This window comes from Luteimonas sp. J29 (assembly GCF_000472505.1).
In the GTDB taxonomy this organism is placed as follows: domain Bacteria; phylum Pseudomonadota; class Gammaproteobacteria; order Xanthomonadales; family Xanthomonadaceae; genus Luteimonas.
The window spans coordinates 87,218-111,661 of record NZ_AWZR01000006.1 but is presented as its reverse complement, the minus strand read 5'-3'; the positions used below and the strand labels follow the sequence as shown (position 1 = coordinate 111,661).

16 protein-coding genes and 1 pseudogene are annotated in these 24,444 nt (G+C 67.6%); 11 read left to right on the top strand and 6 right to left on the bottom strand.

Features of this window, described 5'->3' with window-relative positions; translation table 11 throughout:
• Positions 1-11: 11 nt before the first annotated feature.
• Positions 12-2,087, bottom strand: coding sequence for a TonB-dependent siderophore receptor (locus LUTJ29_RS0111295; RefSeq protein WP_144774630.1), 2,076 nt, complete (start codon positions 2,085-2,087; stop codon positions 12-14).
• A gap of 374 nt (positions 2,088-2,461) precedes the next feature.
• Here LUTJ29_RS0111295 and LUTJ29_RS0111290 point away from each other — a divergent pair, with 374 nt between their 5' ends.
• Complete coding sequence (locus LUTJ29_RS0111290; protein ID WP_144774629.1) at positions 2,462-2,662, top strand: hypothetical protein; 201 nt, start codon at positions 2,462-2,464, stop codon at positions 2,660-2,662.
• Positions 2,663-2,780: 118 nt separating this feature from the next.
• Here LUTJ29_RS0111290 and LUTJ29_RS0111285 read toward each other — a convergent pair whose 3' ends face one another.
• The 4 genes and pseudogenes from LUTJ29_RS0111285 to betT form a co-directional block, all read right to left on the bottom strand.
• Positions 2,781-3,527, bottom strand: coding sequence for a hypothetical protein (locus tag LUTJ29_RS0111285; RefSeq protein WP_027072609.1), 747 nt, complete (start codon positions 3,525-3,527; stop codon positions 2,781-2,783).
• A gap of 181 nt (positions 3,528-3,708) precedes the next feature.
• Positions 3,709-4,503: a ribonuclease H-like domain-containing protein gene (locus tag LUTJ29_RS0111280; protein WP_043741193.1), complete on the bottom strand. Its 795-nt coding sequence runs from the start codon at positions 4,501-4,503 to the stop codon at positions 3,709-3,711.
• A 104-nt stretch (positions 4,504-4,607) separates the two neighbouring features.
• Positions 4,608-6,941 (bottom strand): annotated as a pseudogene (locus LUTJ29_RS0111275) (DEAD/DEAH box helicase); the annotation flags it as partial.
• Between the two features lie 341 nt (positions 6,942-7,282).
• Positions 7,283-9,292 carry a choline BCCT transporter BetT gene (gene betT, locus LUTJ29_RS0111270; protein ID WP_232221202.1) on the bottom strand — a complete coding sequence of 670 codons (2,010 nt, stop codon included), beginning with the start codon at positions 9,290-9,292 and terminating at the stop codon, positions 7,283-7,285.
• A 377-nt stretch (positions 9,293-9,669) separates the two neighbouring features.
• Between betT and LUTJ29_RS0111265 the strand changes: the two genes are divergently transcribed.
• The 10 genes from LUTJ29_RS0111265 to LUTJ29_RS0111220 all read left to right on the top strand — a co-directional run bounded on the left by LUTJ29_RS0111265 (position 9,670) and on the right by LUTJ29_RS0111220 (position 23,324).
• Positions 9,670-10,539, top strand: a complete 870-nt coding sequence (locus LUTJ29_RS0111265) for an MBL fold metallo-hydrolase (RefSeq protein ID WP_027072605.1) — start codon at positions 9,670-9,672, stop codon at positions 10,537-10,539.
• A gap of 241 nt (positions 10,540-10,780) precedes the next feature.
• Entirely contained in the window at positions 10,781-13,066 is a 2,286-nt protein-coding gene (locus LUTJ29_RS18445) for an AAA family ATPase (RefSeq protein WP_186441932.1), read from the top strand.
• On the top strand, positions 13,063-14,319 hold the full coding sequence (locus LUTJ29_RS0111255) for an McrC family protein (protein WP_027072604.1): 1,257 nt from the start codon (positions 13,063-13,065) through the stop codon (positions 14,317-14,319). Before LUTJ29_RS18445 ends, LUTJ29_RS0111255 begins: the two co-directional genes overlap by 4 nt.
• Positions 14,320-14,458: 139 nt before the next feature.
• Positions 14,459-16,045 (top strand): class I SAM-dependent DNA methyltransferase, encoded by a 1,587-nt coding sequence (locus LUTJ29_RS0111250; RefSeq protein ID WP_027072603.1) that lies wholly within the window; start codon positions 14,459-14,461, stop codon positions 16,043-16,045.
• The gene (locus tag LUTJ29_RS0111245) at positions 16,035-17,345 is read left to right on the top strand and encodes a restriction endonuclease subunit S (protein ID WP_027072602.1); all 1,311 of its coding nucleotides are present in this window, start codon (positions 16,035-16,037) and stop codon (positions 17,343-17,345) included. The genes LUTJ29_RS0111250 and LUTJ29_RS0111245 overlap by 11 nt, the downstream gene beginning before the upstream one ends.
• Positions 17,342-17,620 carry a hypothetical protein gene (locus LUTJ29_RS0111240; protein ID WP_027072601.1) on the top strand — a complete coding sequence of 93 codons (279 nt, stop codon included), beginning with the start codon at positions 17,342-17,344 and terminating at the stop codon, positions 17,618-17,620. The genes LUTJ29_RS0111245 and LUTJ29_RS0111240 overlap by 4 nt, the downstream gene beginning before the upstream one ends.
• A gap of 128 nt (positions 17,621-17,748) precedes the next feature.
• Positions 17,749-18,012 carry a hypothetical protein gene (locus tag LUTJ29_RS0111235; protein ID WP_027072600.1) on the top strand — a complete coding sequence of 88 codons (264 nt, stop codon included), beginning with the start codon at positions 17,749-17,751 and terminating at the stop codon, positions 18,010-18,012.
• Between the two features lie 2 nt (positions 18,013-18,014).
• Positions 18,015-18,989 (top strand): hypothetical protein, encoded by a 975-nt coding sequence (locus tag LUTJ29_RS0111230; RefSeq protein WP_027072599.1) that lies wholly within the window; start codon positions 18,015-18,017, stop codon positions 18,987-18,989.
• Positions 18,986-19,975: a hypothetical protein gene (locus LUTJ29_RS0111225; RefSeq protein WP_027072598.1), complete on the top strand. Its 990-nt coding sequence runs from the start codon at positions 18,986-18,988 to the stop codon at positions 19,973-19,975. The genes LUTJ29_RS0111230 and LUTJ29_RS0111225 overlap by 4 nt, the downstream gene beginning before the upstream one ends.
• A gap of 166 nt (positions 19,976-20,141) precedes the next feature.
• Positions 20,142-23,324: a type I restriction endonuclease subunit R gene (locus LUTJ29_RS0111220; RefSeq protein WP_027072597.1), complete on the top strand. Its 3,183-nt coding sequence runs from the start codon at positions 20,142-20,144 to the stop codon at positions 23,322-23,324.
• A 6-nt stretch (positions 23,325-23,330) separates the two neighbouring features.
• Here LUTJ29_RS0111220 and LUTJ29_RS0111215 read toward each other — a convergent pair whose 3' ends face one another.
• On the bottom strand, positions 23,331-24,443 hold the full coding sequence (locus LUTJ29_RS0111215; protein ID WP_027072596.1) for an HNH endonuclease signature motif containing protein: 1,113 nt from the start codon (positions 24,441-24,443) through the stop codon (positions 23,331-23,333).
• Position 24,444: the final 1 nt, after the last annotated feature.

Genomic DNA, 24,444 nt, shown 5'->3' with positions numbered 1-24,444 from the left:
GGCAGGCGTGCTCACTGGAACCTCCAGTCGAAGCTCAGCGTGTAGTTCGCGGGCGCGCCGTAGTAGCCGCTGTAGCGCAGCGTGTTGATGTACTTCCGGTCGCCCAGGTTGCGCACGTTCAGTCGCAAGGTGGCGTTGGGCCGCAGCTCCCAGGACACGAACGCATCCACCACCTCGTAAGCGTCCTGGCGCACGCGGAACCCGCTCGATTCGGTATTCCACACGCCGGACTGCCAGCGCCCGGCCACGCCCCAGCCCAGCGCCGGGACGGAAGGCACGCGCCCGGCCAGCTGCAGGTTGGCCGTGCGGCGCGGCACCCAGGGATAGGTGTCCTCGCCGTCGAGGCCGTCCAGCTCCAGCGCGGTGACGCCGAACACGACATCGAGGTGCTCGCCGAGCCGGCCCACCGCTTCGAGTTCCACGCCCTTCGAGCGCACGTCCACCGGCGCGTACACGTACGAGCCGTATTCGTTGTATTCGCCGGTGGGGGTCGCCAGTCCGTCCTGGTCGGCCCTGAACACGGCGAACGTGGTCAGCAGGCGGCCGTCGAGCCAGTCGGCCTTGATCCCGGCCTCGACGTTCACGCCCCTGCTCGGATCGAGGTAGCGGTCGTCCGCGTCCACCTGGTCCTGTGGTTGATAGATGTCCGACCAGCTCACGTAGCCGAGCAGGCGCTCGCTGAAGTCGAAGGTCAGTCCGGCATAGGGGCTGGTGTGGCGGGTGGACTGGTCGAAGTCGAGCGCGTACGAGCGGCCATGGCGACGGTAGCGCGCGTGGTTGACGCCGAGGATCGCCTTGAGCCGATCGGTCAACGCCAGGCGGGTGGTGCCGAACACGCGCTCGAGCGACTGGTTGAGCGCGGAGTACTGCACCGGTTCGCCCCAGGCCGGCTCGGGCAGCGCGCTGGTGGGATACGGGAACGGCGGCAGCGGGCCCCAGGCCGGCGCGTCGGGATCGGCCGCGCGTTCGCGCCCATCGTCGCTGCTGCGCGAGGCACTCACGCCGACCACCAGCTCGTGCGCGCGGCCGAAGGCCTCGAAGCGACCGTCCAGCGTCGCCGTGCCCAGGCGCGCCACGACGCGGTCGTCGCCCCCCCACGGGTAGCCGACCAGGCCGAGTCCGGTGCCGGGCTCCAGTCCCGCGCCCGCGCCGTCGTAGGCGTAGAACATGCGCTCGTCGCCGCTGAAGCGCCGATGGTTGTAGGCAAGCTTGAGCTGCCAGTCGTCGCCGAGGCGGTGCCGGTACTCGATGAAGGCGGTGTGGGTGGTGGTGTTCCAGTACGTCCAGTCCTGGGTGGTGGTGGCGCTGGTGGGCCACTCGAGCTGACGGCCGTCGGCGTCCACGAACACCAGCGCGCCCCACATGATCCCGTCCGAGCGCGTGCGCTGGTACGACCAGCCCAGCGCCAGCGTGCCGTTCCGGCCGACCTGGCCATCGACCACGCCGTAGACGAAGTCGCGGCGGTCGTGGTTGGCGCGCAGCCAGGAGTCGCCGTCCTCGTGCGCGGCGACCACGCGCCCGGCCCAGGTGCCGTCGACGGTGAACGGCGTCGAGTAGTCGAACTCGGCGCGCAACGTATCCCACGACCCGTAGGACAGGCCGAACAGCCCCTGGCGTTCGTTGGTGGGACGCTTGCGCACGTAGTTGATCGTGCCCGCGGCGTTGCCCACGCCGGTGAGCAGGCCGTTGGCGCCGCGGATCACCTCGACCTTCTCGTAGCCGAAGGCGTCGATGGCGCCGGTGGCGATGCCCCAGCTGTTGGGCATGCCGACGCCATCGACCTGGGTGTTGAGGATGTCGAAGCCGCGCGCGCCGTAGCTGGTGCGGTTGGTCTCCCACTCGTCCACGCGCACGCCGGTGGCCAGGCGCAGGGCCTCGTTCACGCTGTCGGCGCCGAAGCGGCGCATCTGCGCGGCGTCGACCACGCTGATCGACTGCGGCGTGTCGCGGATCTCCAGGTCGAGGTTGAGCGCGCCGTTGCTGACCCGGCTGGCGCGCTGGGCGACGACGAGGACCGCGTCGAGGTCGGTGGCGCTGGATTCGGCCGTGGCGTCCGGGACGCCCGCCGCAAGGGCGAGTCCCGGCATGCAGGCCGCAATCAGGCCCACGCGCATGCGGGCGGGGACGGCGGCCGAACGGCCGGCTGGAGGACGGCAATGGGCGCGGACAGGCCGCGAGGAGGTCGTGCGGGGCATGGTCTTCCCGGGGGGAGGTGGCGATGTCATCGCCCCTGGCATGCCGCGGCTGGGGGGCTTGCAGACCGGTCCGCTGGCGTCGCCGCCAGCCCGGCCGCCGTCGTCACGCGACGGCAGGTCCGGCCGGAGATCCGTATTAAATGCGAATAATTCTTGTTCCGCAAGGGGCGGCGGGCAGACCTCCCCGCGCGGCCGTCCCGCCGCCATTCACGAGCTGGCGACGCCTGCCATCGCAGTCTGCACGGCCCACCAGGATGGAGCCGGCCATGCACAACGATCCCCAGGCCCGACAGGACGGCACCGCGCGCCGCAGGCGCCGGCTGGACGTGGCGGTCGGCTACGCCATCCTGCTGGCGTTCGCGGCGTGCTTCATCGCCGCGGTGTCGTTCGCGCCATCGGATACCGGCGGGACCGCTTCGGATGCGGCGCCTGCCGCCGACACGATGGTGGCCGCGAGCAACGGCTGATCGCCGACCGGCGCCTCGGCCCAGCCGCCCGGGCTCCGTTGGAGCAGGCGGCAAGCACCGCCACCATGCCCCGCCGGACATCCACGCGGCAGTGGCGCGCCCTCGCCGTCGAGCCGCTTCAGCCTTCCACGCCAGGCTCGAACGCGAACCCGTCCCCCACGTCCGCCAGGCAGACGACGTCCGCCGGCAGCCGCATCGCCCTGCGTGCGTCCTCGTCGTCGCGCTCAATGCTGCCGCTGCTTTCCCAGGCGCTGCGCGTGAGGAAGTTGAAGCTGCGCCGCGTGATCTCCCCCGAGGCGCGATGCAGCGATTCCTCGTCGAAGCCGACCAGCCGCACGCAGCCGTCCTGCAGGCGGAAGGCGAAACTGCGCGTGGTCGTGGTCCAGCTGCCCGCGCTGGCCCAGGACCGGAGCGAGACGCTGAACACGCGGCTCGGGGCGATGGCCGGCGCGTCGGCGAGGAAATCGTCGAAGACCGGTGACGGCTGGCGCGGGACCAGCGCGTTGTCGACCGCGACGCGCCGGTAGCCGTCGCCGTCGGCGACCGCCAGCACCAGCATGCGCGGGTTGCTGTCGAACGGCGATTCGCCGGGGCCGTCGTGGACGATGACATTGGCGGGATCGTCCATGCGTAGCACCAGCAGCAGGTCCTCGCGCTCGTCGGCGTCGAGGCGGCCGGCGACCGCGTGCTCCACGCGCCACCGTGGCGGCGCGAAGCCGTCGGCGTCGGCGGCGTGCGCGGGGATGTCGGGCCATTCCACCGGCGGCAGGTCCGGGTCCTGGGCGTGCGCGGTCGTCGCGAGAACGGCGATGAGCCATGGCGCGACCGTGCGCCATCGGCCCGGGCTGGAAATGCCTGGGGACATGCCGGCTTCCTGGACTGTCGTCGTTGGAAGGATGGCACTGGCGATGGCGGGAGGCCAGATGGGGCGTTGCGCCTCCACTCGTAGCCGTCCGCGTCCCTCCCGCAGGCCCAGGACGCGGTGCCTGGCGGGGCGGCGGCAAGCGGTCTTCGCGCGAGGCAGGACGCCCCCGCCGGCGCGCCGGTCAGCGGGTCTCGGGCCGGTACGCCTGGCGCAGCGCTTCGCCGCCCTGGGCGAGGGCGTGGAAGTGGGCCAGGAGGCCGGAGAGGCTGCGCAGGTCCTGGGCGTTGTGCTCGGCCACCTTGCGCAGTCGCTCGGCGCTACCGCCGCGCAGGTAGGACAGCCACGCGGCCGGGGCCTGGGAGCCCGGCAGGTCGTCCTCGCGCACCACGCCCAGCAGCTGGCGTTCGGCGGTGGCGAGGCGGCAGTTCTCCCACACCCCGCGGTAGAGGCGGCGCACGGGATGCAGCAGGTCGATGTGCTCGCGGCCGAGCACCGGGTCGGGCAGCCGCGCCAGCGTGTAGCGCGTGCTCAACAGCGGCCGGTCGTAGCACTTGCCGTTGTAGGACAGAAGCACCGTGCCCGGTTCCAGCCACGCGGCGAACTCGCGCAGCATCGCCTGCTCGGCGCCCATCGTGGTCATCAACAGCTGGCGGATGCGCAGGCCGCCATCGCGCCAGTCGCTGGCGCCGATCATGAAGGCGCGCGTGCCGGTGCCACCGGCCAGACCCGTGGTCTCGGTGTCGAAGGCGAGGATGCGCCGGGTCTCGACAGCGTCCATGCCCAGCGCGGACAGGTCCAGCCGCTCCGGCAGCCGCTCGAACGGGACCCAGGTCTCGATGCAGCGCAGGCCCGGCGCCAGCTCCGCGCCGTCGAGCCGGCGATCGAGGCTGCGCACGACCGCCGGCGCGGCCGGACGCAGCCCGAGCAGCTTGCGCAGCTGCGCCAGCTGGTCGGAAGCCGACGCAGGCTGCGGCATCGGCGGCGCTGGCGGAGGACTGGACGGCACCGCGGCACCAGCCGGCGCCATCGACGCTGCGCCCGCCTGTCGCCGCAATCCCGCCAACCGGTTCGCCAGCGCGCTCAAGCCGCCTCCCCCAGCAGTTCCAGCACCCTGGTCCCGGCCTCCTTGACCGAGCTGCCGTCCACCTCGCTCGAGGCCAGCACCGGGCCGACGCAGGCCGGGCAGCCGTGCGCGCAGGGACACGCGCGGATGAGCTCGAGCGCCTGCCGGCGCAGGTCCTCGCGCCGCTCGAACAGCGGCAGCGACAGCCCGACGCCGCCCGGGTAGTTGTCGTAGAGGAACAGCGTCGGCGTGAACCCGCGCGTGGGATCCGCCAGCTCCTCGCCGCTGTCGCCCGAGCGCAGCTGGCCGCGCCCGCCCTGGTCGGCGGTGGCGAACCAGGCGCCGTCGCCGCTGCCCACGGCCTTCTGCAGGTCGCGCCCCTCGGCCATCACCGACACCATCGCCACCAGGTGCAGCGCGTAGGCCGCCGACAGGAACCCGTCCAGCGCCTCCTGGCGCGAGGCGAAGCGCGCTTCGAGCACGTGCTGCGGCAGCTGCCACCAGCAGGCGGTGGTGTGCAGCTCCTGGTCCGGCAGGTTCACCGGCCCGTAGCCGATGTTCTCGTGGGTGTGGAAGCGGATCTTCTTGTAGCCCGACACCCGCCGCAGCACGTGCACCTCGCCGTGGTGCGCGCTGCCCTGACCCGCCGGCGCGCCCTCGGCCTCGTCGAGCACCTTGAGCCTGGTGTAGTCGATGGCGTCGGTGTAGTAGTCGACGTGGGTCCTGCGCACGTAGGCCTTGCGCCCCTCCCAGTCCAGGCGCTCGACCTGGAAGGGCTCGGACTGGACCATGTGGATCGCGCCCTCGTACAGCGTGAGCGCGGCCGCCGAGTAATCGACCTCGGCGATGATCGCCTGGCGCGAGTCGGTGCGGTCCACCACCACGAAGTTGCCGTCGGCCACCGAGCGCAGGTTCACCGCCTGCGCCGGATAGCTGTCGGCGATCCACTCCCAGCGCCCGCCTTCCTGGTGCAGCACGCCGCTCTCGGCCAGCACCTCCAGCCACGGCCCCGGTTCCACCGGCCCGAACATGTCGCCCTCCACGAACGGCAGTTCGAAGGCGGCGCAGCGGATGTGGTCCATCAGGATCAGCGGCTGGTCGGGCGCGATGCGCGCCTGCTCGGGCGTGGCACTGGCGAAGAACTCCGGATGCCGCACCACGTACTGGTCGAGCGGCAGGCTGCTCGCCACCAGCACCCCGATCGAAGGCTGCTGGCGGCGCCCGGCGCGGCCGAAGCGCTGCCAGGTCTGCGCGATCGAGCCCGGGTAGCCGTTGAGCACCACCACGTCCAGGCTGCCGATGTCCACGCCCAGCTCCAGCGCCGAGGTGCTGACGATGCCGTCCACGCGGCCCGAGCGCATCTCGCGCTCCACCTCGCGCCGCTCGGTGGGCAGGTAGCCGCCGCGGTAGGCGCGGATCCGGCGCGGCTTGCGCGGATCGCTGTCGAACACCTCCTTGAGGTACTTGGTCAGCACCTCCACCATCAGCCGCGACTGGCAGAACACCATCGTCTTGAGCCCGGCCTTGATCGCCATCCGCGCGATCCGGTTGGCCTGCGAGCGCGCCGAGGCGCGGATGCCCAGGTCCGGGTTCACCACCGGCGGGTTCCACAGCAGGATGTGCTTGTCGCCGCTGGGCGCGCCGCTCTCGGTGATCGCCTCCACCGCGTCCTCGATCAATGCCGCGGCGTGTCCGGCCGCGTTGCCGATCGTGGCCGAGCACAGGATGAACTGCGGCCTCGCGCCGTAGAACGCGCATACCCGCTTGAGCCGCCGGATCACGTTCGCCACGTGCGAGCCGAACACGCCGCGGTAGGTGTGCACCTCGTCGATCACCACGTAGCGCAGGTTCTCGAAGAACCGCGCCCACTTGGTGTGGTGCGGCAGGATCGCCTGGTGGAGCATGTCCGGGTTGCTGACCACCACGTCGCCGTGCAGGCGGATCGCCTGGCGCGCATCGCCCGGCGTGTCGCCGTCGAAGGTGGCCGCGCGCAGGCCGAGGTCGCCGGCCTTGTTGAGCTCGAGCAGCTCGGCCACCTGGTCCTGCGCCAGCGCCTTGGTCGGGAACAGGTACAGCGCCTTGGCGCCCTGCTCCAGCGCCGCGCTGACCACCGGCAGGGTGTAGCACAGCGACTTGCCCGAGGCCGTGGGCGTGGCCACCACCACGTGCCGCCCCGCCCGCGCCGCCTCCCAGGCCCGCGCCTGGTGCGCGTACAGCGAGCGGATCCCGCGCGCCTGCAGCGCCGCGGCCAGCGCCGGCGGCAGCTCGCGCGGCAGCGGCCGCAGGTCGGGCGCCCGGCCGGGGATGGTGAACTGCCCGGTGACCCGGTCGGAATAGCGGTCGGCGAGCCGGCGCGCCAGCTGGCCGCCGGACGGCGCGGGCGCAGGCAGCGGCCTGGCGTGGACGATGGCGTTCATCGATGGACCTGCCCTGGATGGGCGGGCCAGTGTCGTGGCGGCCCGTCTCACAGGCTGAGCCTGCACGGCCGCGACGCGTCCGCCCGCCCGCGACGCGGACGGTCGCGTCGACACCGCGACCGCGCGCGCCCGCGCGTGGCCGCGGCCATCGTGGAGCCCGGCGACATCCACCCCACGCCTGTAGGAGCGGCTTCAGCCGCGACCGGGATCTCCGAACGTGCGGGTCGCGGCTGAAGCCGCTCCTACCAGGGGCTGGTTGCCGCGCGCTGCTGCGCTCAACGCACGGCGTTGAGGAAGTGGAGGTGGCGCCCGTACTGGTCCAGCACGTCGTGGATCAGTTCGTCGCGGCTCCAGCCCATCACGTCGTAGTCCTGCCCACCCTCGCGCAGGTGCACTTCGGCGCGAAAGGGCTGCTCGTCCTCGCGCGGCCGGCGGCGCGGGTCGGCGAGCATGAATTCGGCGGGTTCGTAGGCCACGGGGCGCACGCCGTAGAAGAAGTCCATCTCCTCGCCATGGCCCACGCGCAGCCAGGGGCCGCCGTGCTCGCCTTCGCCCACGTGCACCTCCAGCCCCTGCAGCCGCAGCTCCGCCGCCACCGCCTCGAGCGCGGGCCGCACCGTCTCGCGAAGGTACCGCATCACCTGCGGGCGCGTGGGATGCTGCATCAGCGTGCGCAAGCGCGTCTTCCAGTCGCCCACGCCACCGGCCAGGGGTGCCACCCGCGCGCTGCGCAGGGTCAGGCGTCGCGCCGCATCCATCCGCAGCGCCCGCAGCAGGCCCCAGCACATCAGCAGCATGACCACGGTGAACGGCAGCGCGCTGGCGATCGTGGCCGCCTGCAGCGCCTCCAGCCCGCCGGCCAGCAACAGGGCGATGGCCACCGCCCCCACGGTGAGCGACCAGAAGATCCGTTGCCACACCGGCGACTCCCGGTCGTCCCTGGACGAGAGCATGTCGATCACCAGCGCGCCCGAGTCGGCCGACGTGACGAAGAACACCACCACCAGCAATGTGGCGACCGCCGACGTGACCGTGGCCAGCGGATACGACTCGAGGAACTGGAACAGCGCTACCGAGGTGTCGGCGCGCACCGCCTCGACCAGGCGCGAGGTGCCGGCGGTCGCAAGTTCGCCCATCACCTGGTACAGCGCGCTGTTGCCGTACACCGTCATCCACAGGAAGGTGAAGCCCAGCGGCACCAGCAGCACGCCGACCACGAACTCGCGCACCGTGCGCCCGCGCGAGATCCGGGCGATGAACATGCCCACGAACGGCGACCACGCGATCCACCAGCCCCAGTAGAACAACGTCCAGCCGCCCAGCCAGCCGCTGGGCTGGTAGGCGTAGAGGTTGAAGGTCATCGAGAAGATGTTCGAGAGGTACATCCCGGTGTTCTGCACCAGCGCCTGCAGCAGGTGCACGGTGGGACCGGCCAGCAGCACGAAGCCCATCAGCGCCAGCGCCAGCACCATGTTCAGTTCCGACAGCCGCCGGATCCCGCGGTCCAGGCCCGAGAACACCGAGCCGGTGGCCATCAGCGTGATCACCACGATCAGCAGCACCTGAACCCCCACGCCCACCGGCGTCTGGAACAGGTAGCTCAGCCCCGAGTTGATCTGGATGACGCCCAGCCCCAGCGACGTGGCCAGGCCGAAGATCGTGCCCAGCACCGCGAAGGTGTCGACCGCGTGGCCGATGCCGCCATGGATGCGCTCGCCGACCAGCGGGTACAGCGCCGAGCGGATCCGCAGCGGCAGCCCGTGCCGGTAGGAGAAATAGGCCAGCGACAGCGCCACCACCGCGTAGACCGCCCACGCGTGGATGCCCCAGTGGAAGAAGGTGATCCGCATCGCCTGCCGCGCCGCCGCCACCGACAGCGCATCGCCCACTGGCGGATCGGCGAAATGGATGATCGGCTCGGCCACGCCGAAGAACATCAGCCCGATGCCCATCCCCGCCGCGAACAGCATCGCGAACCAGGTGGGATAGCTGTAGTCGGGCCGGCTGTGGTCCGGCCCCAGCCGGATCCGCCCCAGCCCGCTCGCCCCCAGTCCCACCACGAACACCAGGAACCCCGCCACCGCCAGGATGGTGAACCACCCCGCCTCGTCCGCCACCCAGGCCTGCGCCCGCCCGAACAGCGCCGCCGACGTGTCCGGTGCCGCGAACGACAGCGCCACCAGCGCCAGCACCACGACCGCGGTGGGAACGAAGACCGGCGCGAGAATGGAGGTGCGGAGGCCGGGTGGGGCCTCGCCGGGCGGAGTGGGATCGGGGGGCATCATGGCATCTCTCCAGGGTCGACCGGTGGCTGCCGGCAACTCCAGCAGAACGCAGTCACGACGGCGTGAAAGCAGGCGCGCCACTTCCCCGCCCAAGGCCGCCGGGGTCGTTGCCGCCGGCCCATTGTTGCAGACCAGGGCCTCACGCTACGCCCGCCGATCGACGGCGGGAACGCCGCGGCGCGCCCGGGCCCCGCGCCTATACTCCGCGGCAAGGGCCGGCCCCGGGCGACCGGCCGTGGAAGCCCCCGGCGAGCCGCGAACGCCGGCTCCAGCGCAGGAAGCAGGCCCAGGGAACGGACCGGACACCCGGCCACGGCCGGGATGCACACGCGACGGCTGCGCCCGCACCGCCGCCACCGACCCACGCAGGCCCCGCCATGAACCCACAGGTCGAAAGCTTCCACGATCCCGCCACCGGCACCTTCTCGCATCTGGTCTACGACCACGACGGCGGCCACGCCGCGATCATCGACCCGGTGATGGACTTCGAGCCGGCCAGCGCCCGCATCGCGTACGACTCCGCGCGCAGGCTGCTCGACGCCGCCCACGCGCACAGCCTGGCGGTCGAGTGGATCCTCGAGACCCACGCCCACGCCGACCACATGTCCGCCGCCGCCTGGCTGCGCGAGCAGACCGGCGCCAAGGTGGCCATCGGCCGGGGCATCACCGGCGTGCAGGCGCGCTTCAAGGAGATCTTCAACCTCGAACCGGACTTCCCGGTCGACGGCCGCCAGTTCGACCACCTGTTCGCCGACGGCGACGAGTTCCGCATCGGCACGCTCGACGCCCGCGTGATCGCCACCCCCGGCCACACCGAGGACAGCATCACCTACGTGGTCGGCGATGCCGCCTTCATCGGCGACACCCTGTTCGCCCCCGACACCGGCACCGCCCGCGCCGACTTCCCGGGCGGCGACGCCGCCACCCTCTACCGCTCCCTGCGCCGCCTGCTCGACCTGCCCGCCGATACCCGCCTCTACCTCTGCCACGACTACCCGCCCGCCGGCCGCGACGCCACCCCCGCCACCACCGTGGCCGAAGAGCGCGCCAGCAACGTCCACCTGGCCGGCGACGTCGACGAGGACGCCTACGTCCGCCTGCGCACCAACCGCGACGCCAGCCTGCCGGTGCCCAAGCTGCTGCTGCCGGCGCTGCAGGTGAACATCCGCGGCGGGGCGCTGCCGCCGGCGGAGGGGAATGGGGTGCGGTATTTGCGGATCCCGTTGGATCGGCTTGGGGCTGCTTGAGTCCCGACATACGGCATCGCGAAGGAGAGTCGCATTTCGCCCCAGGCGTGCGCGTCGGTAGAACTGCGCGAGCGCAGCCAGGGCACCGCAAATGAACGATCGACTCCAGCGCCCGCCGGTTTCCCATTCGCGGCATCCCCCGTCTGACAGAGGACTCAGCTGCACCAAAGGTGCGGCCGTCATGTCAGGATACTCGCCGGGGGGCCGCCGCACGGCGGTTGTATCTGGGGAAGAAGTCGCGATGGTCGATATCACGAAGCCACAGTGGGAGCAGGCTGCCGACGCAGTCGCGGAACTCGGAGGCCAGGCGAACCGATACGAAGTCTGGGAACATCTCAAGAAGTTCCGGCCGGACATTCCCTTCAGTACGGTAACGGCCGATCTGAACGCCGTCTCGGTCAACGCGCCCTCACGGGCCTCCTATCATACGGGAAAGGAGCCCCGCAGAACGGACAGCGGACATCGCTACGACCGTCTGTTCAAGGTAGGCGTGGGCGAAGGCTCGTACTACGTGACTTACGACCCGGCCATCCACGGAGTCTGGGAGATCTACCCGGATCCGTTCGCCACCAGCACCAACAAGACCGCGATCAGGCAGGTAGGGAAGCCGTCTTTCAATGCCGCCATCGCCACACAGTGGTTGGAGGCCCGTTACCCGGGCACCCGCAGCGGGACCAGCCACATCACGGCGTTCCGCAATGTGGCCGGCCGCGCACTGGCATTCGATCCGGGGCCCAATCCATCGGCCAAGACGAACCTCATGGTGTTCGTCTCCAGGCAGCCGCCTCCCGATCTCAGCGGAAACGTCGAACCATATCCGCCCGAGAAGAATCGCAATCACCATCTGGCTGCTCATGCAAAGAGCCTGGCCAAGGGTCACGCCGCCTACGCTGTAGGTGTCAGCTCAATCGCGCAGCTTCAGTCGCTCTGCGACTGGTATGACGCGTCCGTGCCTGATCATCGGAGACAACCAGGGGAGCACGTCCAGGTGCCGCAATCAACACCCACCAACAAGATCCTTTTCGGCCCACCGGGGACAGGAAAGACCTATCACACGATCAACGAGACGCTGGCACTTCTTGACCCCGAGTTCCTAAGGCGGAACGCTGCGGATCGCGGAAAACTGAAGGCACGTTTCGACGAACTTGCGCATTCCGGCCAGGTACGATTCGTGACCTTCCACCAGAGCTTCAGCTACGAGGACTTCATCGAAGGCATCCGCGCCAAGGCCGAGGATGGCGAGATCCGGTACGAGGTGGAGGATGGGGTCTTCAAGGAACTGTGCGAGGCCGCGCGGAGCCGCACGACAGCTGCAACAGGGTCGCCCGTCGACATCAGCGGACGACGCATCTGGAAGGTCTCGCTCGGCGACGCGCAAGCGGAAGGACACGTCTACGAAGCCTGCATGTCAGGAGGGTATGCGTTGCTTGGCTTCGGCGCCGGCGCCGACCTGACAGGCGTCGGTTCACGTGCCGAGATCCTGGATCGCGTGAAGGCGTTGAAGCCTGACATCGACAATTCCTCCTACGACATCACCGCGCTCAATCTCTTCATCCGCGAGATGCGCAAGGGCGACCTCATCGTCGTGACCCATGGCAACCTCAAGTTCAGGGCAATCGGCGAGGTCACCGGGGAGTATCAGTTCCTCACCCGGGATGACGTGGGCACCTACGTCCAGGCTCGACCCGTGAACTGGTTGCGCCGATACGATCCGCCTCGTCCTTACGCGGACCTGATGGAAAACCGGTTCAGCCAGATGACCATCTATGAACTTCGACCGGGGTCTATCAACCTGGACCGCCTCAGCTCATTGCTCGCTCCAGAGGAGGCGGGTTCCGGAGAACCGCAGCCTCGCGTCCTGATCATCGACGAGATCAACCGCGGCAATGTCTCGCGCATCTTCGGCGAAGTCATCACCCTGATCGAGCCGTCCAAGCGTGCCGGATGCCCCGAAGCACTCGAAGTGACCCTACCCTATTCCAAGGATCGCTTCAGCGTTCCGGCGAACGTGCACCTGATCGGCACCATGAACACCGCCGACCGGTCGCTCGCAGGACTCGACGTCGCCCTGCGGCGCCGGTTCGAGTTCGTCGAGATGCTGCCGGATGTCGCAGCCCTCTCAGGCATCGATGTGGAAGGCGTGCCAGTGGACCGCCTGCTATCCACGATGAATCGGCGCATCGAACTTCTCATGGGCCGGGACTACACGCTCGGCCATGCCTACTTCATGCCGCTTCGCGCGGACCCCAGTCTCGAGGTACTGGCCAGTATCTTCAGACGCCAGGTCCTGCCTCTCCTGCAGGAGTACTTCTTCGAGGACTGGCAGCGGATCGCCTGGGTGCTCAATGACCACCGCAAACCGCATCCGCTGCAGTTCGTGCGCCAATCCGATCATGATCCGGAAGCCCTGCTCGGAGCGGACATCGAACTTCCGCGCCCCGGCACCGTCTGGGAGATCAATCCGGATGCTTTCGGACAGGTGGATGCCTATCGGTTGATCCTTTACGCAGACCCGGCCACCGCGTGAACACGATTACGGTCCGCGAACACGCAAGATTGACCGTCGGCCCGGTATCGACTGGTAGTCTCGACGTGGCCAGCGTGCCGGCATCTGCGTTCGAATGGCTCTGCGCAGAATCCGTGCGCCACCGCGGCAGCGCTCCGCTCGTACAGATCGAAGGTCGCCGCTGGCTCCGGCTGGACAACTATGTCGGCGTCCTGGAAACACCGTGCGGTACGCGCATCGAGATCCTGCCCAAGCAAACCCATGGCCTGACGACCGTGGTCGCGGCCAGACGGGTGCTGGTCCGGATGCTGCGCGAAGCCCTCGATCTGCCGGTCCGCGAGTCCGCGCCTTCGGCGCTGGAAACCTTCGACGCGCCGGTGAGCGAATGGATCATCCAGTGCTTCCTGCAGGAGCTGAACGCACTGGCCCGTCGCGGCCTGCGCTTCGACTACCGGCTTGTGGAGGAAGAGGCCCGATTTCTGCGTGGTCGCCTGCTGGTCGCCCGACAGGTACGCCAACCGCCGCCACGGCGGCACCTGTTTCAGGTGGAGCACCATGTTTACGACCCGAACCGCCCGGAGAACCGCCTGATCGCCGCGGCGCTGGCCAAAGCATCCTGGGCCACCCGGGATCCGGGCAACTGGCGGCTGGCTCACGAGCTGGGGCACCAGCTGGCGGACATCCAGCCCAGCCACGACGTGGCCGGCGACTTCCGTCGCTGGAGCAGCGATCGCCTGATGCAGCACTATCGCGCCATCCGCACCTGGTGCGAGCTGATCCTCGACGACCGCAACCCTCTGTCCTCGCTGGGCCAGTGGACCGGGCTCAGCCTGTTGTTTCCAATGGAGAAGGTATTCGAGCGCTATGTAGAGCGGACGTTGCGCCGTAGCCTGCCCCACAGTGCCCGCCTCCGTACCCAGGCCGCCGGCCAGTCACTGTGCCGTCATGACGGGCGATCCGTCTTCCAGCTGCGCCCGGATTTCCTGATCGAGTACCAGGGCTCCACCTGGGTCGTCGATGCCAAGTGGAAGCTCCTCGATGCTTCGGACGCGGCCAATCACTACGGCCTGAGCCAGGCGGACTTCTACCAGATGTTCGCCTACGCCCACCGGTACCGCAGCGGCGCTGGCGAGCTGGCGCTGGTCTATCCCGCCTGCGAGACGTTCGACGCGCCTCTGCGACCGTTCGACTACGGCGCTGGTCACATCCTCCATGTACTGCCGCTGGATCTTGACTCGGGCCACCTGCCCAGTCCGCTGTGTCAGACAGCGTGACCTGGCTCCGAGGCGGGTTCTTGACCGCCCCGCCAGGGTCTTGGGCTTCCCCGCCCCGCGCGCCAGCGCATAATCTTGCCCCTGATCACCGCCATTCGTGATGGTGGCGGTGTGATCCGCACGGGAACACCGGGGAAAGATGAACCAGGACCTCAAGAAGACCCTCTGGGCCGCGGCCGACAAGCTGCGGTCCTCCATGGACGCGGCCGAGTACAAGCACATCGTGCTCGGCCTGATCTTCCTCAAGTACATCAGCGATGCTTTCGACGAGCGCCGTGCCGTGCTGCAGGCCGCGTTCGCCGACGCATCCAGCGACCTCCACCTGCCCGACCCGGCCGACCACGCCGAGGCGCTGGAGGAGCGCGACTACTACACGATGGCCAATGTGTTCTGGGTGCCGGCCAGCGCCCGCTGGGAGGCCATCCGCGCCCAGGCCAAGCAGGCCGACATCGGGGTGCGCATCGATCAGGCGCTGGAGGCCATCGAGGCCGACAACCCGCGCCTGAAGGGCATCCTCGACAAGCGCTTCGGCCGCACGCAGCTGGAGCCCGGCCGCCTGGGCGAGCTGGTGGACCTGGTCTCCACCATCGGCTTCGGCGAAGGCCACCGCGCCAAGGACCTGCTGGGCGAGGTGTACGAGTACTTTCTCGGCCAGTTCGCCAGCGCCGAGGGCAAGAAGGGCGGCCAGTTCTACACGCCGGCCTCGGTGGTCAAGGTGCTGGTCGAGGTGCTGGCCCCGCACCACGGGCGCGTATATGACCCCTGCTGCGGCTCGGGCGGCATGTTCGTGCAGAGCGAGAAGTTCATCGAGGCACACGGCGGCAAGGCCGACGACATCAGCATCTACGGCCAGGAAGCCAACCCCACCACCTGGCGTCTGGTGGCCATGAACCTGGCCATCCGCGGCCTGGCCGCCGACCTGGGCAAGGAACCGGCCGACACCTTCCACCGCGACCAGCACCCGGACCTGCGCGCCGACTACATTCTGGCCAACCCACCGTTCAACATCAGCGACTGGGGCGGCGAGCGTCTGGTCGACGACAAGCGCTGGGTCCATGGCACGCCGCCCGCCGGCAATGCCAACTACGCCTGGCTGCAGCACATCCTGTTTCACCTGAGCCCGCGCGGCCAGGCCGGCGTGGTCCTGGCCAACGGCAGCATGAGCTCCAACCAGAACAACGAAGGCGCCATCCGCCGCGCGATGGTCGAGGCCGACGTGGTGGATGTGATGGTCGCCCTGCCCCCGCAGCTGTTCTTCAACACCCAGATCCCGGCCTGCCTGTGGTTCCTGGCCAAGGACAAGAGCGGCGCACCAGCACCCGGCGGCAAGCCGGCCCGCGACCGCCGCGGCGAAGTGCTGTTCATCGACGCCCGCAAGCTGGGCCGCATGGCCACCCGCGTCAATCGCGTGTTCGACGAGGAGGACATCGCCCGCATCGCCTCCACCGTGCACCGATGGCGCGCCGATGGCGAGGCTGGCGCCGACGAACCCTATGCCGACGTGCCAGGCTTCTGCCGCTCGGTGAAGCTGGCCGAGATCGCCGAGCACGGCCATGTGCTGACGCCGGGGCGCTACGTGGGCGCCGAGGAAACCGAGGACGACGACGAGGCGTTCAGCGAGAAGATGGACCGCCTGACCGCGCAGCTGGCCGAGCAGATGGCGAAGGGGGCGGAACTGGACTTGCTCATTCGCGAGAAGTTGGGAGGCTTGGGCTATGCAGTCTGAGGTACCTTGGTTCCCGCTCGAAGAGATTGTCGAAGACATCTTGGACCGGCGCGGAATCACTCCTCTCAAGCTCGGCGGCGAGTTCTCTCCTGCCGGCCACCGCGTCATCTCTGCCAAGGTTGTAAAAGGCGGCCGGGTTCAACTTGACGCAGACGAGCCTCGATACGTCAACGAAAGCATCTACCAAAAGTGGATGAGGACACCACTTCGTCGCGGCGACGTAGTCATGACGTCTGAGGCACCGTTGGGCGAACTCGCGTTTATTGATAAGGACGTCGATTGGGTTCTCGGTCAACGGTTGTTCGCCATCCGTCCAAAGCCCGGCCGACTTCACGGACGCTTCCTGTACTACGCGTTGCAGACTGAAAACGTCCGCGCCGACATATTCGGCCGCGCCTCTGGCACCACCGTACAGGGCATCCGGCAGTCAGAACTGCGGCGAGTTCAAATTCCATTGCCGAACTTTGTGACTCAGATTGAAGTCGCCGATTTGCTCGGGAGCCTCGACGACCGCATCGACCTCCTGCGCCAAACCAACGCTACCCTCGAATCCATCGCCCAAGCCCTGTTCAAGAGCTGGTTCATCGACTTCGACCCGGTGCGCGCCAAGGCCGATGGCCGCGAGCCCGGAGGCATGGACGCCGCCACGGCGGCGCTGTTCCCCGCCGAGTTCGAGGAATCGGCGCTGGGGGTGATTCCGAAGGGGTGGGTATCCGGCAAGCTAGACGCCATTTGCACCAATCCGCGAGTGCAGGCGAAGCCAGGACAAATGCCTGCGGATACAACATACATTGGCCTGGAACACATGCCGCGCAGGAGTATTGCTCTTGACAACGTCGGCACTGCAGATGGTCTCGGGAGCGGCAAGTTCTGGTTTGAGCGAAGTGACGTCTTGTTCGGAAAGCTCAGGCCCTATTTCCACAAGGTTGGTCTCGCTCCGTGCCGTGGTGTGTGCTCAACGGACATTCTGGTGTTGCGCCCGAAGGCAGGGGAATGGCTAGGCTTCTTGGCCATGCATGCGTCCAGCGATGCGCTCATTTCGTATGCGACACAACTCTCCAACGGGGCCCGGATGCCGCGAACAAGTTGGCACGATGTTGGCAAGTTCGACGTGGTCTTGCCGCCGGAGAACGTAGCCGTGGCATTCAATGCGATGGTTGCCCCGCTGTTTGAACGTATCCACGCAAACATCGGCACCGCGCGCACGCTTGCAGCCTTGAGGGACACGCTGCTCCCCCGCTTGATCTCCGGCAAACTCCGCCTGCCGGAAGCCGAGGCCGCCATCGAGGCCGTGGCATGAGCGCCCAGGCCTGCCCCATCTGCGGCACAGCGGTACAGCCCTCGTCGCGCTACCCACGCCACGTCTGCCCCGACTGCTTCTCCGAAGCCACCGATCGCGCTGGTCGCCGCCTGGAGTTCTTGAATGTCGACTTGAGCGGCGGCTACGCTGCGCAATACGCTGACACCGGGGAGCCCTACGACAGCGACGACTGCTGGATCCGCGGCATCCGCTGCCGCGCCGACGAAGCCCGCTTCGGCGGCATCGTGATCGAGGCTATCGGCCCGCCCCCCTGAATCCACAGTTGCGTGCCCGCCGCTCCGCCGGTGGTGGTCGAAGCCGGCATTCTGCGATAACGTCGGACTGCCGGCTCCCCGGGGAAACGGGCCCGGCTGGCGCCGGGGACGCTTCAAGGGGAACTCAGATGAGCTTGAGCCTTTCGGACCTGCAGGGTGAGCTGCGGGAATACTTTTCCCGGATCGAGCAAGTCCTGTCCGGGATGGACGCGGTTCTGGCGCAGCTGGAGGCGCGCGTGACGCGCCTGGAGCAGGCACCGCCCGGACAGGGTGGCGCCGCCCCCCTGGAAGAACGCGTGGCGCGCCTGGAGGGCCAGCTGGCTGCCATTGCCAGCAGCCTTTACGACGACGCGGACCCCACGGATCCGCCAGGCATCATCATCGGGCGCTGACGATGGACGTCCGCTACCTGCGCGCCCTGGCCTCCAGATACCGTGCGCACGCCAGCGATGACCCGGATGCACTCGACCGGATCGTCCGCCGCCACCATGGGCTGCGGCGCACTCGCCTGATGGACCTGGCCGCGGTTGCCGCCTCCCTTGCCTACATGGACCGGGAGGCGCTGGACGGGCTGGCGGTCCAGGCAATCCGCGACACCAACCCGTCGTTCGACCCCGATGCCCTGCACTCCTACTCCGAAGCGCAGTGGCTGGGTATGCTGAACGCGGCCAAGGGCAAGTACTTCGAGTATCTGGTCGTCGACCGCCTCAATGCGGGAGAGACCGTGGGAGACCTGCAGCTTCTCCCGGGTCAGCAGGCAGTGGTGGCAGAGTCGATGAACCAGGCCGGCTGGGACGTGCGCATCGTCGATGCGGATGGGCGCACGGTGGAGTTCCTGCAGATGAAGGCCACCACCAGCGCCGGCTATGTGAAGGAGGCGCTGGACAGGTATCCGGATATACGGATCGTCGCCACGGACGAAGTCGCCGATCATGCCGTGTCCGACACCCGACTAGTGGATGTCGATATGTCCGAGGCGGACCTTCGGACGACGATCTCCGACACCTACGCCCAGCTGGCACCCGGCACGCTGGACCAGTTCTGGCAGGTCTTCAACCCGTTGATTCCACTTCTGGTGATCGCGGGCACCCAGGGATATGGGGTGCTGGTGGGGCGACAGCGTTTCGATGACGCAGTTGCGATCGCCTCCGAACGCGCCGCCCGCGGACTGGTTGCCAGCAGTACCGGCGCACTGGTGAAGGTGATGGCAGACAGCCTGCTATTGGGAGCTTCAGCGGGCGTGGTCGCTGGCATGTTTTTCGATCGTGCGCGAAATACCCAGGCCATGCGTGAGCTCGTACGCCACTCCACCCAAAGACAAGGCACCCGGTCTGCGTATCTGTTGGGCTGGGCGGAGGCCAGATCGTGAGCTGGCTGCAGGTGCTGGGGCAAACGTTCAATCCCCTCATCAGGGGGGTGGTGCGTGCGGGCAAGGCAGCAGTGGCCGCAACTGCGCCTGTCGCCAGCAAACTCATGCAGGTGGCGCGGGATACCGTGGATGAACTCGCCCGGCGGATTCAACGGGCACGCGGCGACGCGGGATCCGAACAGGAGGTCGTCGAGCGCCAGCTGCAGGAGGTCAACGCGCGCATTGCGCGCCTGCGCAAGGCCTATCGCGACAACGGCCGGCTGACCGACCGCGAAAAGGCGGAATGGCAACGCTTGAAGGCGCGTCGTGCTGCTCTGATCCAGGATCTGGATGATCTGGAAGCGGGGTCATTTGCCGAAGATGTGGTCGACCCGGAGAACAAGTACCAATCCACGACGGTGACCGAGCAGAACGCACACCTGATCGACATGCTGACGGGGCAGACCACCTACGGCAAGAAGTGCCGTGTCTGCCAACGGGCGATGACGCTGCAGTGGGATCGCCGCGTGGGAACACCCGGCATCCGGGACTTCTTCTGGGGGTGCTCGGGCTGGTACATCGTGGACGGATCCGGCAGGCATGCCTGCCGTCACATCGAGCGCCTGTCGAACGATGACTTCCGGATCTTCATGGATGTCACCCGTCCGGAGTTCCAGATGAAGGCCGACGAGGTGCGAAGAAGGATCCTGGATCCCGGGCGCCGCCAGCGATTGCGGCAAGCACTCGATGCCATACGCGCGCAGAACAAGGCATCCGACATCGGTTTGTCGCACTATCGTTGCCCCGTCCATGGCGAATCGCTGCGCCTGCAGCGGAAGTCGGCCAGTAATGACGACTTCCTTGACGAATACTTTCTTGGCTGCCCCCGCTGGCTGCCGCAGAATCAGGGCTGCAATTTCCTCATCAAGCTGAAGTCGCCCGGGCGCATCACCGGCGTGCTTCAGGAAGCCTATGGAATCGACGCCGGACGGGTTCTCGATGGCTGAGTCATCCCGCTCTTCGACGTCGGGGACGGCCATCTGCTGGACGCGGTACCGCTCGACTTGGAGTCTGGGCGGCTGCACGGCACTATCTGCCTCAGGGGGCCGTGACAGGGGCTTCAGCGCCTGCGCCTGCGCCTGAGCACGACGCAGGGGGCACGCGAGGGATGGCATGATTCTCAATGAGGACATGGTGGAACAGGCCGCCCTGCGGTGGCTGTCGGCGCTTGGCTGGAACATCGCCCACGGCCCCGACATTTCCCCGCCTGATGCGAGGACGCCCGGCACCGAACGAGACACCTACCGGCAAGTGATCCTGGCGGGCCGTTTACGCGACGCCATCGCCCGGCTCAATCCGGACATCCCACCCGGTGCGCGCGACGACGCGCTGCGCCAGGTGCTGAGCCCGAACGTGCCGGGCCTGGCCAATGCCAACCGCCAGCTGCACCGCTGGCTGGTGGACGGCGTGCCGGTGCAGTTCCAGAGGAATGAGGAGACCCGCGGCGCCCGGGTCCGGCTCCTGGATTTCGAAAACGTGGCCGCCAACGACTGGCTGGCCGTCAACCAGTTCAGCGTGCAGGGTCCCAAGCTCACCCGGCGCCCCGACGTGGTGCTGTTCGTCAACGGCCTGCCGCTGGTGGTGGTGGAACTGAAGAACCCCGGCGACGAGGACGCCGACATCTGGGCCGCCTGGAACCAGTTGCAGGCCTATCAGGAGGACATCCCCGAGCTGTTCCACAGCAATGTGCTGCAAGTCATCAGCGACGGCGTCCAGGCCCGCATGGGTTCGCTGACCGCCGATCGCGAGCGCTTCATGGCCTGGCGCACCATCGACGGCGTGACCACGGACCCGCTCGGCCCGATGTGCGAGCTGGAGACCCTGGTGCATGGTCTGTTCCAGCGCGACCTGTTGCTGGAGTACATCCGCCACTTCGTCCTGTTCGAGGACGACGGCCGGCTGGTCAAGAAGATCGCCGCCTACCACCAGTTCCACGCGGTACGTGCCGTCGTGCAAAGCGTGCTCAAGGCTTCCGCTCCCGGCGGAACGCGCAAGGGCGGCGTGGTCTGGCACACCCAGGGCGCGGGCAAGAGCATCGAGATGACCTGTCTGGCCGGTACGCTGATGGCGCACCCCGGCATGGGCAATCCAACCCTGGTGGTGGTCACCGACCGCAACGATCTGGACAACCAGCTGTTCGGCGTGTTCGCCGCCGCCAGCGAGATGCTGCGCGAGACCCCGGTGCAGGCCGATACCCGCCCCGAGCTCCGGCGCCTGCTGGCCAACCGCCCCTCCGGCGGCATCATCTTCACCACGATCCAGAAGTTCACCCCGGGCGAGGACGAAGACACCTTCCCCGTGCTCTCGGAACGTTCCAACATCGTGGTCATCTGCGATGAGGCCCATCGCAGCCAGTACGGGTTCGAGGCGCGCCTTGTCCCTACAGACCTGAAGGAGGCAGGGCCCGCGGCGAACGACGGCGAGGCACGCAAGGTCGCCGAGGCGACGCCACCCTACCCGCGAGGCAGCACAGTCCGTTACGGCTATGCGCAGCACCTGCGCGATGCCCTGCCCGGCGCCACCTTCGTCGCCTTTACCGGCACCCCGGTCAGCATGGACGACCGCGACACCCGCGCCGTCTTCGGCGACTACGTCCACATCTACGACATCGAGCAGGCGGTGCGTGACGGCGCCACCGTGCCGATCTATTACGAGAGCCGCCTCGCGAAGCTGGATCTGAAGGATGAGGACGTCAGCCAGCTGGACGATGAGGTGGACGAGCTGACCGAAGACGAAGAAGACGAGAGGTCCAGGGTCGCCCGGCTCCGCCGCTGGGCCGCACTGGAGCAGCTGGTCGGCGCGCCGCCGCGGATCCAGAAGGTGGCCTCCGACATCGTGAACCACTTCGAGAACCGGCTGACCGCAATGGACGGCAAGGCCATGGTCGTGGCCATGAGCCGCGACATCTGCGTCCACCTGTACAACGCCATTGTCGCGCTGCGCCCCGAGTGGCATAGCGAAGACCCGATGCAGGGCGCCATCAAGATCGTGATGACCGGCTCGGCCTCGGACAAGGCGCTGCTGAAGCCGCACATCTACACCAAGGACATCCGCAAGCAGCTGGAGAAGCGCTTCAAGGACCCTTCCGATCCGTTCAAGCTCGTCATCGTCCGCGACATGTGGCTGACCGGATTCGACGCGCCTTGCCTGCACACCATGTACGTGGACAAGCCGATGCGCGGCCACAATCTGATGCAGGCGATCGCTCGCGTGAACCGGGTGTTCAAGGACAAGCCTGGCGGCCTGGTCGTGGACTACATCGGTATCGCCAACGAGCTGAAGGCCGCCCTGGCGAGCTACACGCAGGCCCATGGCCGCGGCAAACCCACCATCGATGCGCACGAAGCCCTGGCCGTGCTGCAGGAGCAGATGGACGTGCTGCATTCGATGCTGCACGGCGTCGACTATTCCGGATTCAGGACCAATGCCTGGAAGCTGCTCCCCACCGTCGCCAACCACATCCTTGGACTGGAAGACGGCAAGAAGCGCTTCGCCGACGCCGTGCTTGCCGCCAGCAAGGCCTTCGCGCTGTGCTGCACCTTGGATGCGGCACTGACCTATCGCGACGAGCTGGCCTTCCTCGAGGCGATCAAGGCAGCGCTGACCAAGCACGCCGGCACCGACAGGAAGCTGACCGACGAGCAGAAGGAGCATGCGCTGCGGCAGATCATCAGCCGCGCGGTCGTCAGCGACGAGGTCATCGACATCTTCTCGGCCGCCGGCCTGAAACGGCCGGATATCAGCGTGCTGTCCGACGAGTTCCTGGAAGACGTGCGCCAGATGAAGGAGCGCAACCTGGCGGTCGAGCTGCTGGAGCGCCTGCTCAAGGGCGAGATCAAGTCACGCTTCAAGACCAACGTGGTCCAGAGCACCAAGTTCTCCGAACTGCTGCAGCAAAGCCTGACCCGCTACCGCAACCGTGCCATCGAGACCGCCCAGGTCATTGAAGAACTGATCGAGATGGCCAAGAAGTTCCAGGAAGCCGCCCAGCGCGGCGAACGCCTGGGACTCAACCAGGCCGAAGTCGCATTCTACGATGCGCTGGCGGCCAATGAGTCTGCCGTTCGCGAACTCGGGGACGAAATCCTCAGGAGAATCGCCGTCGAGTTGACACAGAGCCTGCGCAACTCCGTCACAGTCGACTGGGCCAAGCGCGAGACAGTGCGCGCCAGGCTGCGCGTCATGGTCCGGACCCTCCTGCGTCGCTACAAGTACCCGCCTGACAAGCAGGAGGAGGCGACCGAAATCGTCCTCAGGCAGGCGGAAGAACTTTCCGTGGAATGGTCGGCCGCCTAGCCAGCTTCAACCTCGCAGGGACGACGACAGCTCGTCGAGCAAGGCGCCGGCCGTGTCGATCCTCCATCCCGGGATCTGCTCGGACGGCTTCTCATACACGATCGCACGCCTGTCCTCCTTCCACACCACGTCGAGCCGGCTTCGGCCCCTGGTGCTCGGCACCTCCACATCAAACTCGGGTACTCCCCACTGTTGATGCCGTGCCACCTCCATAGTCGGGCGCATGGCGAGATCGGCCAGCCTGAGGGCCTCTTCCCAGTCTCGCGGCCTGACGCCTTGCTCGGTCCGGAGCCGCGTGATGATGCTCATCTCCTTTCTGGAGATGAAGATGTGTCCGTGCATGGGCTCCTTCCGATGACAATCCTTGCAAAGCACGCGGAGATTCGAGCGCCTGTCATCGTTCTTGATGCCGTTCACGTGGTGGACATGCAGCAGCTCCGGATGGTCTCTAAGACTAACCGTGCAGCCCTCGCACGTGAAGGACGCCGCCTCGCGCAGCCTTCTTGAAGTTTCCGGCCACGATGGGCTGTACCCCGACGCTTCCTGCCTGTCGGCCAGGCCGCGCGGAAGCTGGCGGAATCTTGTGCTATAGGTTTCAAAGAACTTCAGCAGATCGAAGGCATCACGCTTCTTGTTCCGTTCAGAACTCCGAGCAAGTGCGTACGAATCATAATTGAGCTTTCGCAGGCAATTCTTGCAGACCTTCAGACGAGCGACGCCACTTGCGATCCGCCCCGTCGCATAGCTGGTTCCAGAGATCTCAAAGTCACCAGTCGTCGATTGGGTGACGACGTACCTTTCGAATCTCCCCTGGGACCGCATGTATTCCAAGGTCTCGCAGTCCGCAACGTGGAACCTCTTCCCATTCTCGGGATCCCGGATGGCGTCGTCGAAGCCGCCCGCGTGGTCGCGGATGTACAGAATGACATGGCGGCCCTTGTAGGCGAGCAAACCGTCGACACTCTCGAGATCGGACAGCTGGATCTCGATACCCTTCACAAGTTCGATGTCGATACGCTCCAGAGGCATCTCGTCATCGGACTTGATCTCGAACTTTCGCTCGGACCTGAACCGAGCGGCGATCGCTTCGATCGCACTGAAGTCGACGTCCAAACGCATG

Bases quoted from the DNA above. Each gene is read 5' to 3' on its own strand.
- LUTJ29_RS0111295 (WP_144774630.1), bottom strand. From the start codon at position 2,087: ATGCCGGGACTCGCCCTTGCGGCGGGCGTCCCGGACGCCACGGCCGAA.
- LUTJ29_RS0111290 (WP_144774629.1), top strand. From the start codon at position 2,462: ATGCACAACGATCCCCAGGCCCGACAGGACGGCACCGCGCGCCGCAGG.
- LUTJ29_RS0111285 (WP_027072609.1), bottom strand. From the start codon at position 3,527: ATGTCCCCAGGCATTTCCAGCCCGGGCCGATGGCGCACGGTCGCGCCA.
- LUTJ29_RS0111280 (WP_043741193.1), bottom strand. From the start codon at position 4,503: ATGCCGCAGCCTGCGTCGGCTTCCGACCAGCTGGCGCAGCTGCGCAAG.
- betT (WP_232221202.1), bottom strand. From the start codon at position 9,292: ATGATGCCCCCCGATCCCACTCCGCCCGGCGAGGCCCCACCCGGCCTC.
- LUTJ29_RS0111265 (WP_027072605.1), top strand. From the start codon at position 9,670: ATGAACCCACAGGTCGAAAGCTTCCACGATCCCGCCACCGGCACCTTC.
- LUTJ29_RS18445 (WP_186441932.1), top strand. From the start codon at position 10,781: ATGGTCGATATCACGAAGCCACAGTGGGAGCAGGCTGCCGACGCAGTC.
- LUTJ29_RS0111250 (WP_027072603.1), top strand. From the start codon at position 14,459: ATGAACCAGGACCTCAAGAAGACCCTCTGGGCCGCGGCCGACAAGCTG.
- LUTJ29_RS0111245 (WP_027072602.1), top strand. From the start codon at position 16,035: ATGCAGTCTGAGGTACCTTGGTTCCCGCTCGAAGAGATTGTCGAAGAC.
- LUTJ29_RS0111240 (WP_027072601.1), top strand. From the start codon at position 17,342: ATGAGCGCCCAGGCCTGCCCCATCTGCGGCACAGCGGTACAGCCCTCG.
- LUTJ29_RS0111235 (WP_027072600.1), top strand. From the start codon at position 17,749: ATGAGCTTGAGCCTTTCGGACCTGCAGGGTGAGCTGCGGGAATACTTT.
- LUTJ29_RS0111230 (WP_027072599.1), top strand. From the start codon at position 18,015: ATGGACGTCCGCTACCTGCGCGCCCTGGCCTCCAGATACCGTGCGCAC.
- LUTJ29_RS0111220 (WP_027072597.1), top strand. From the start codon at position 20,142: ATGATTCTCAATGAGGACATGGTGGAACAGGCCGCCCTGCGGTGGCTG.
- LUTJ29_RS0111215 (WP_027072596.1), bottom strand. From the start codon at position 24,443: ATGCGTTTGGACGTCGACTTCAGTGCGATCGAAGCGATCGCCGCTCGG.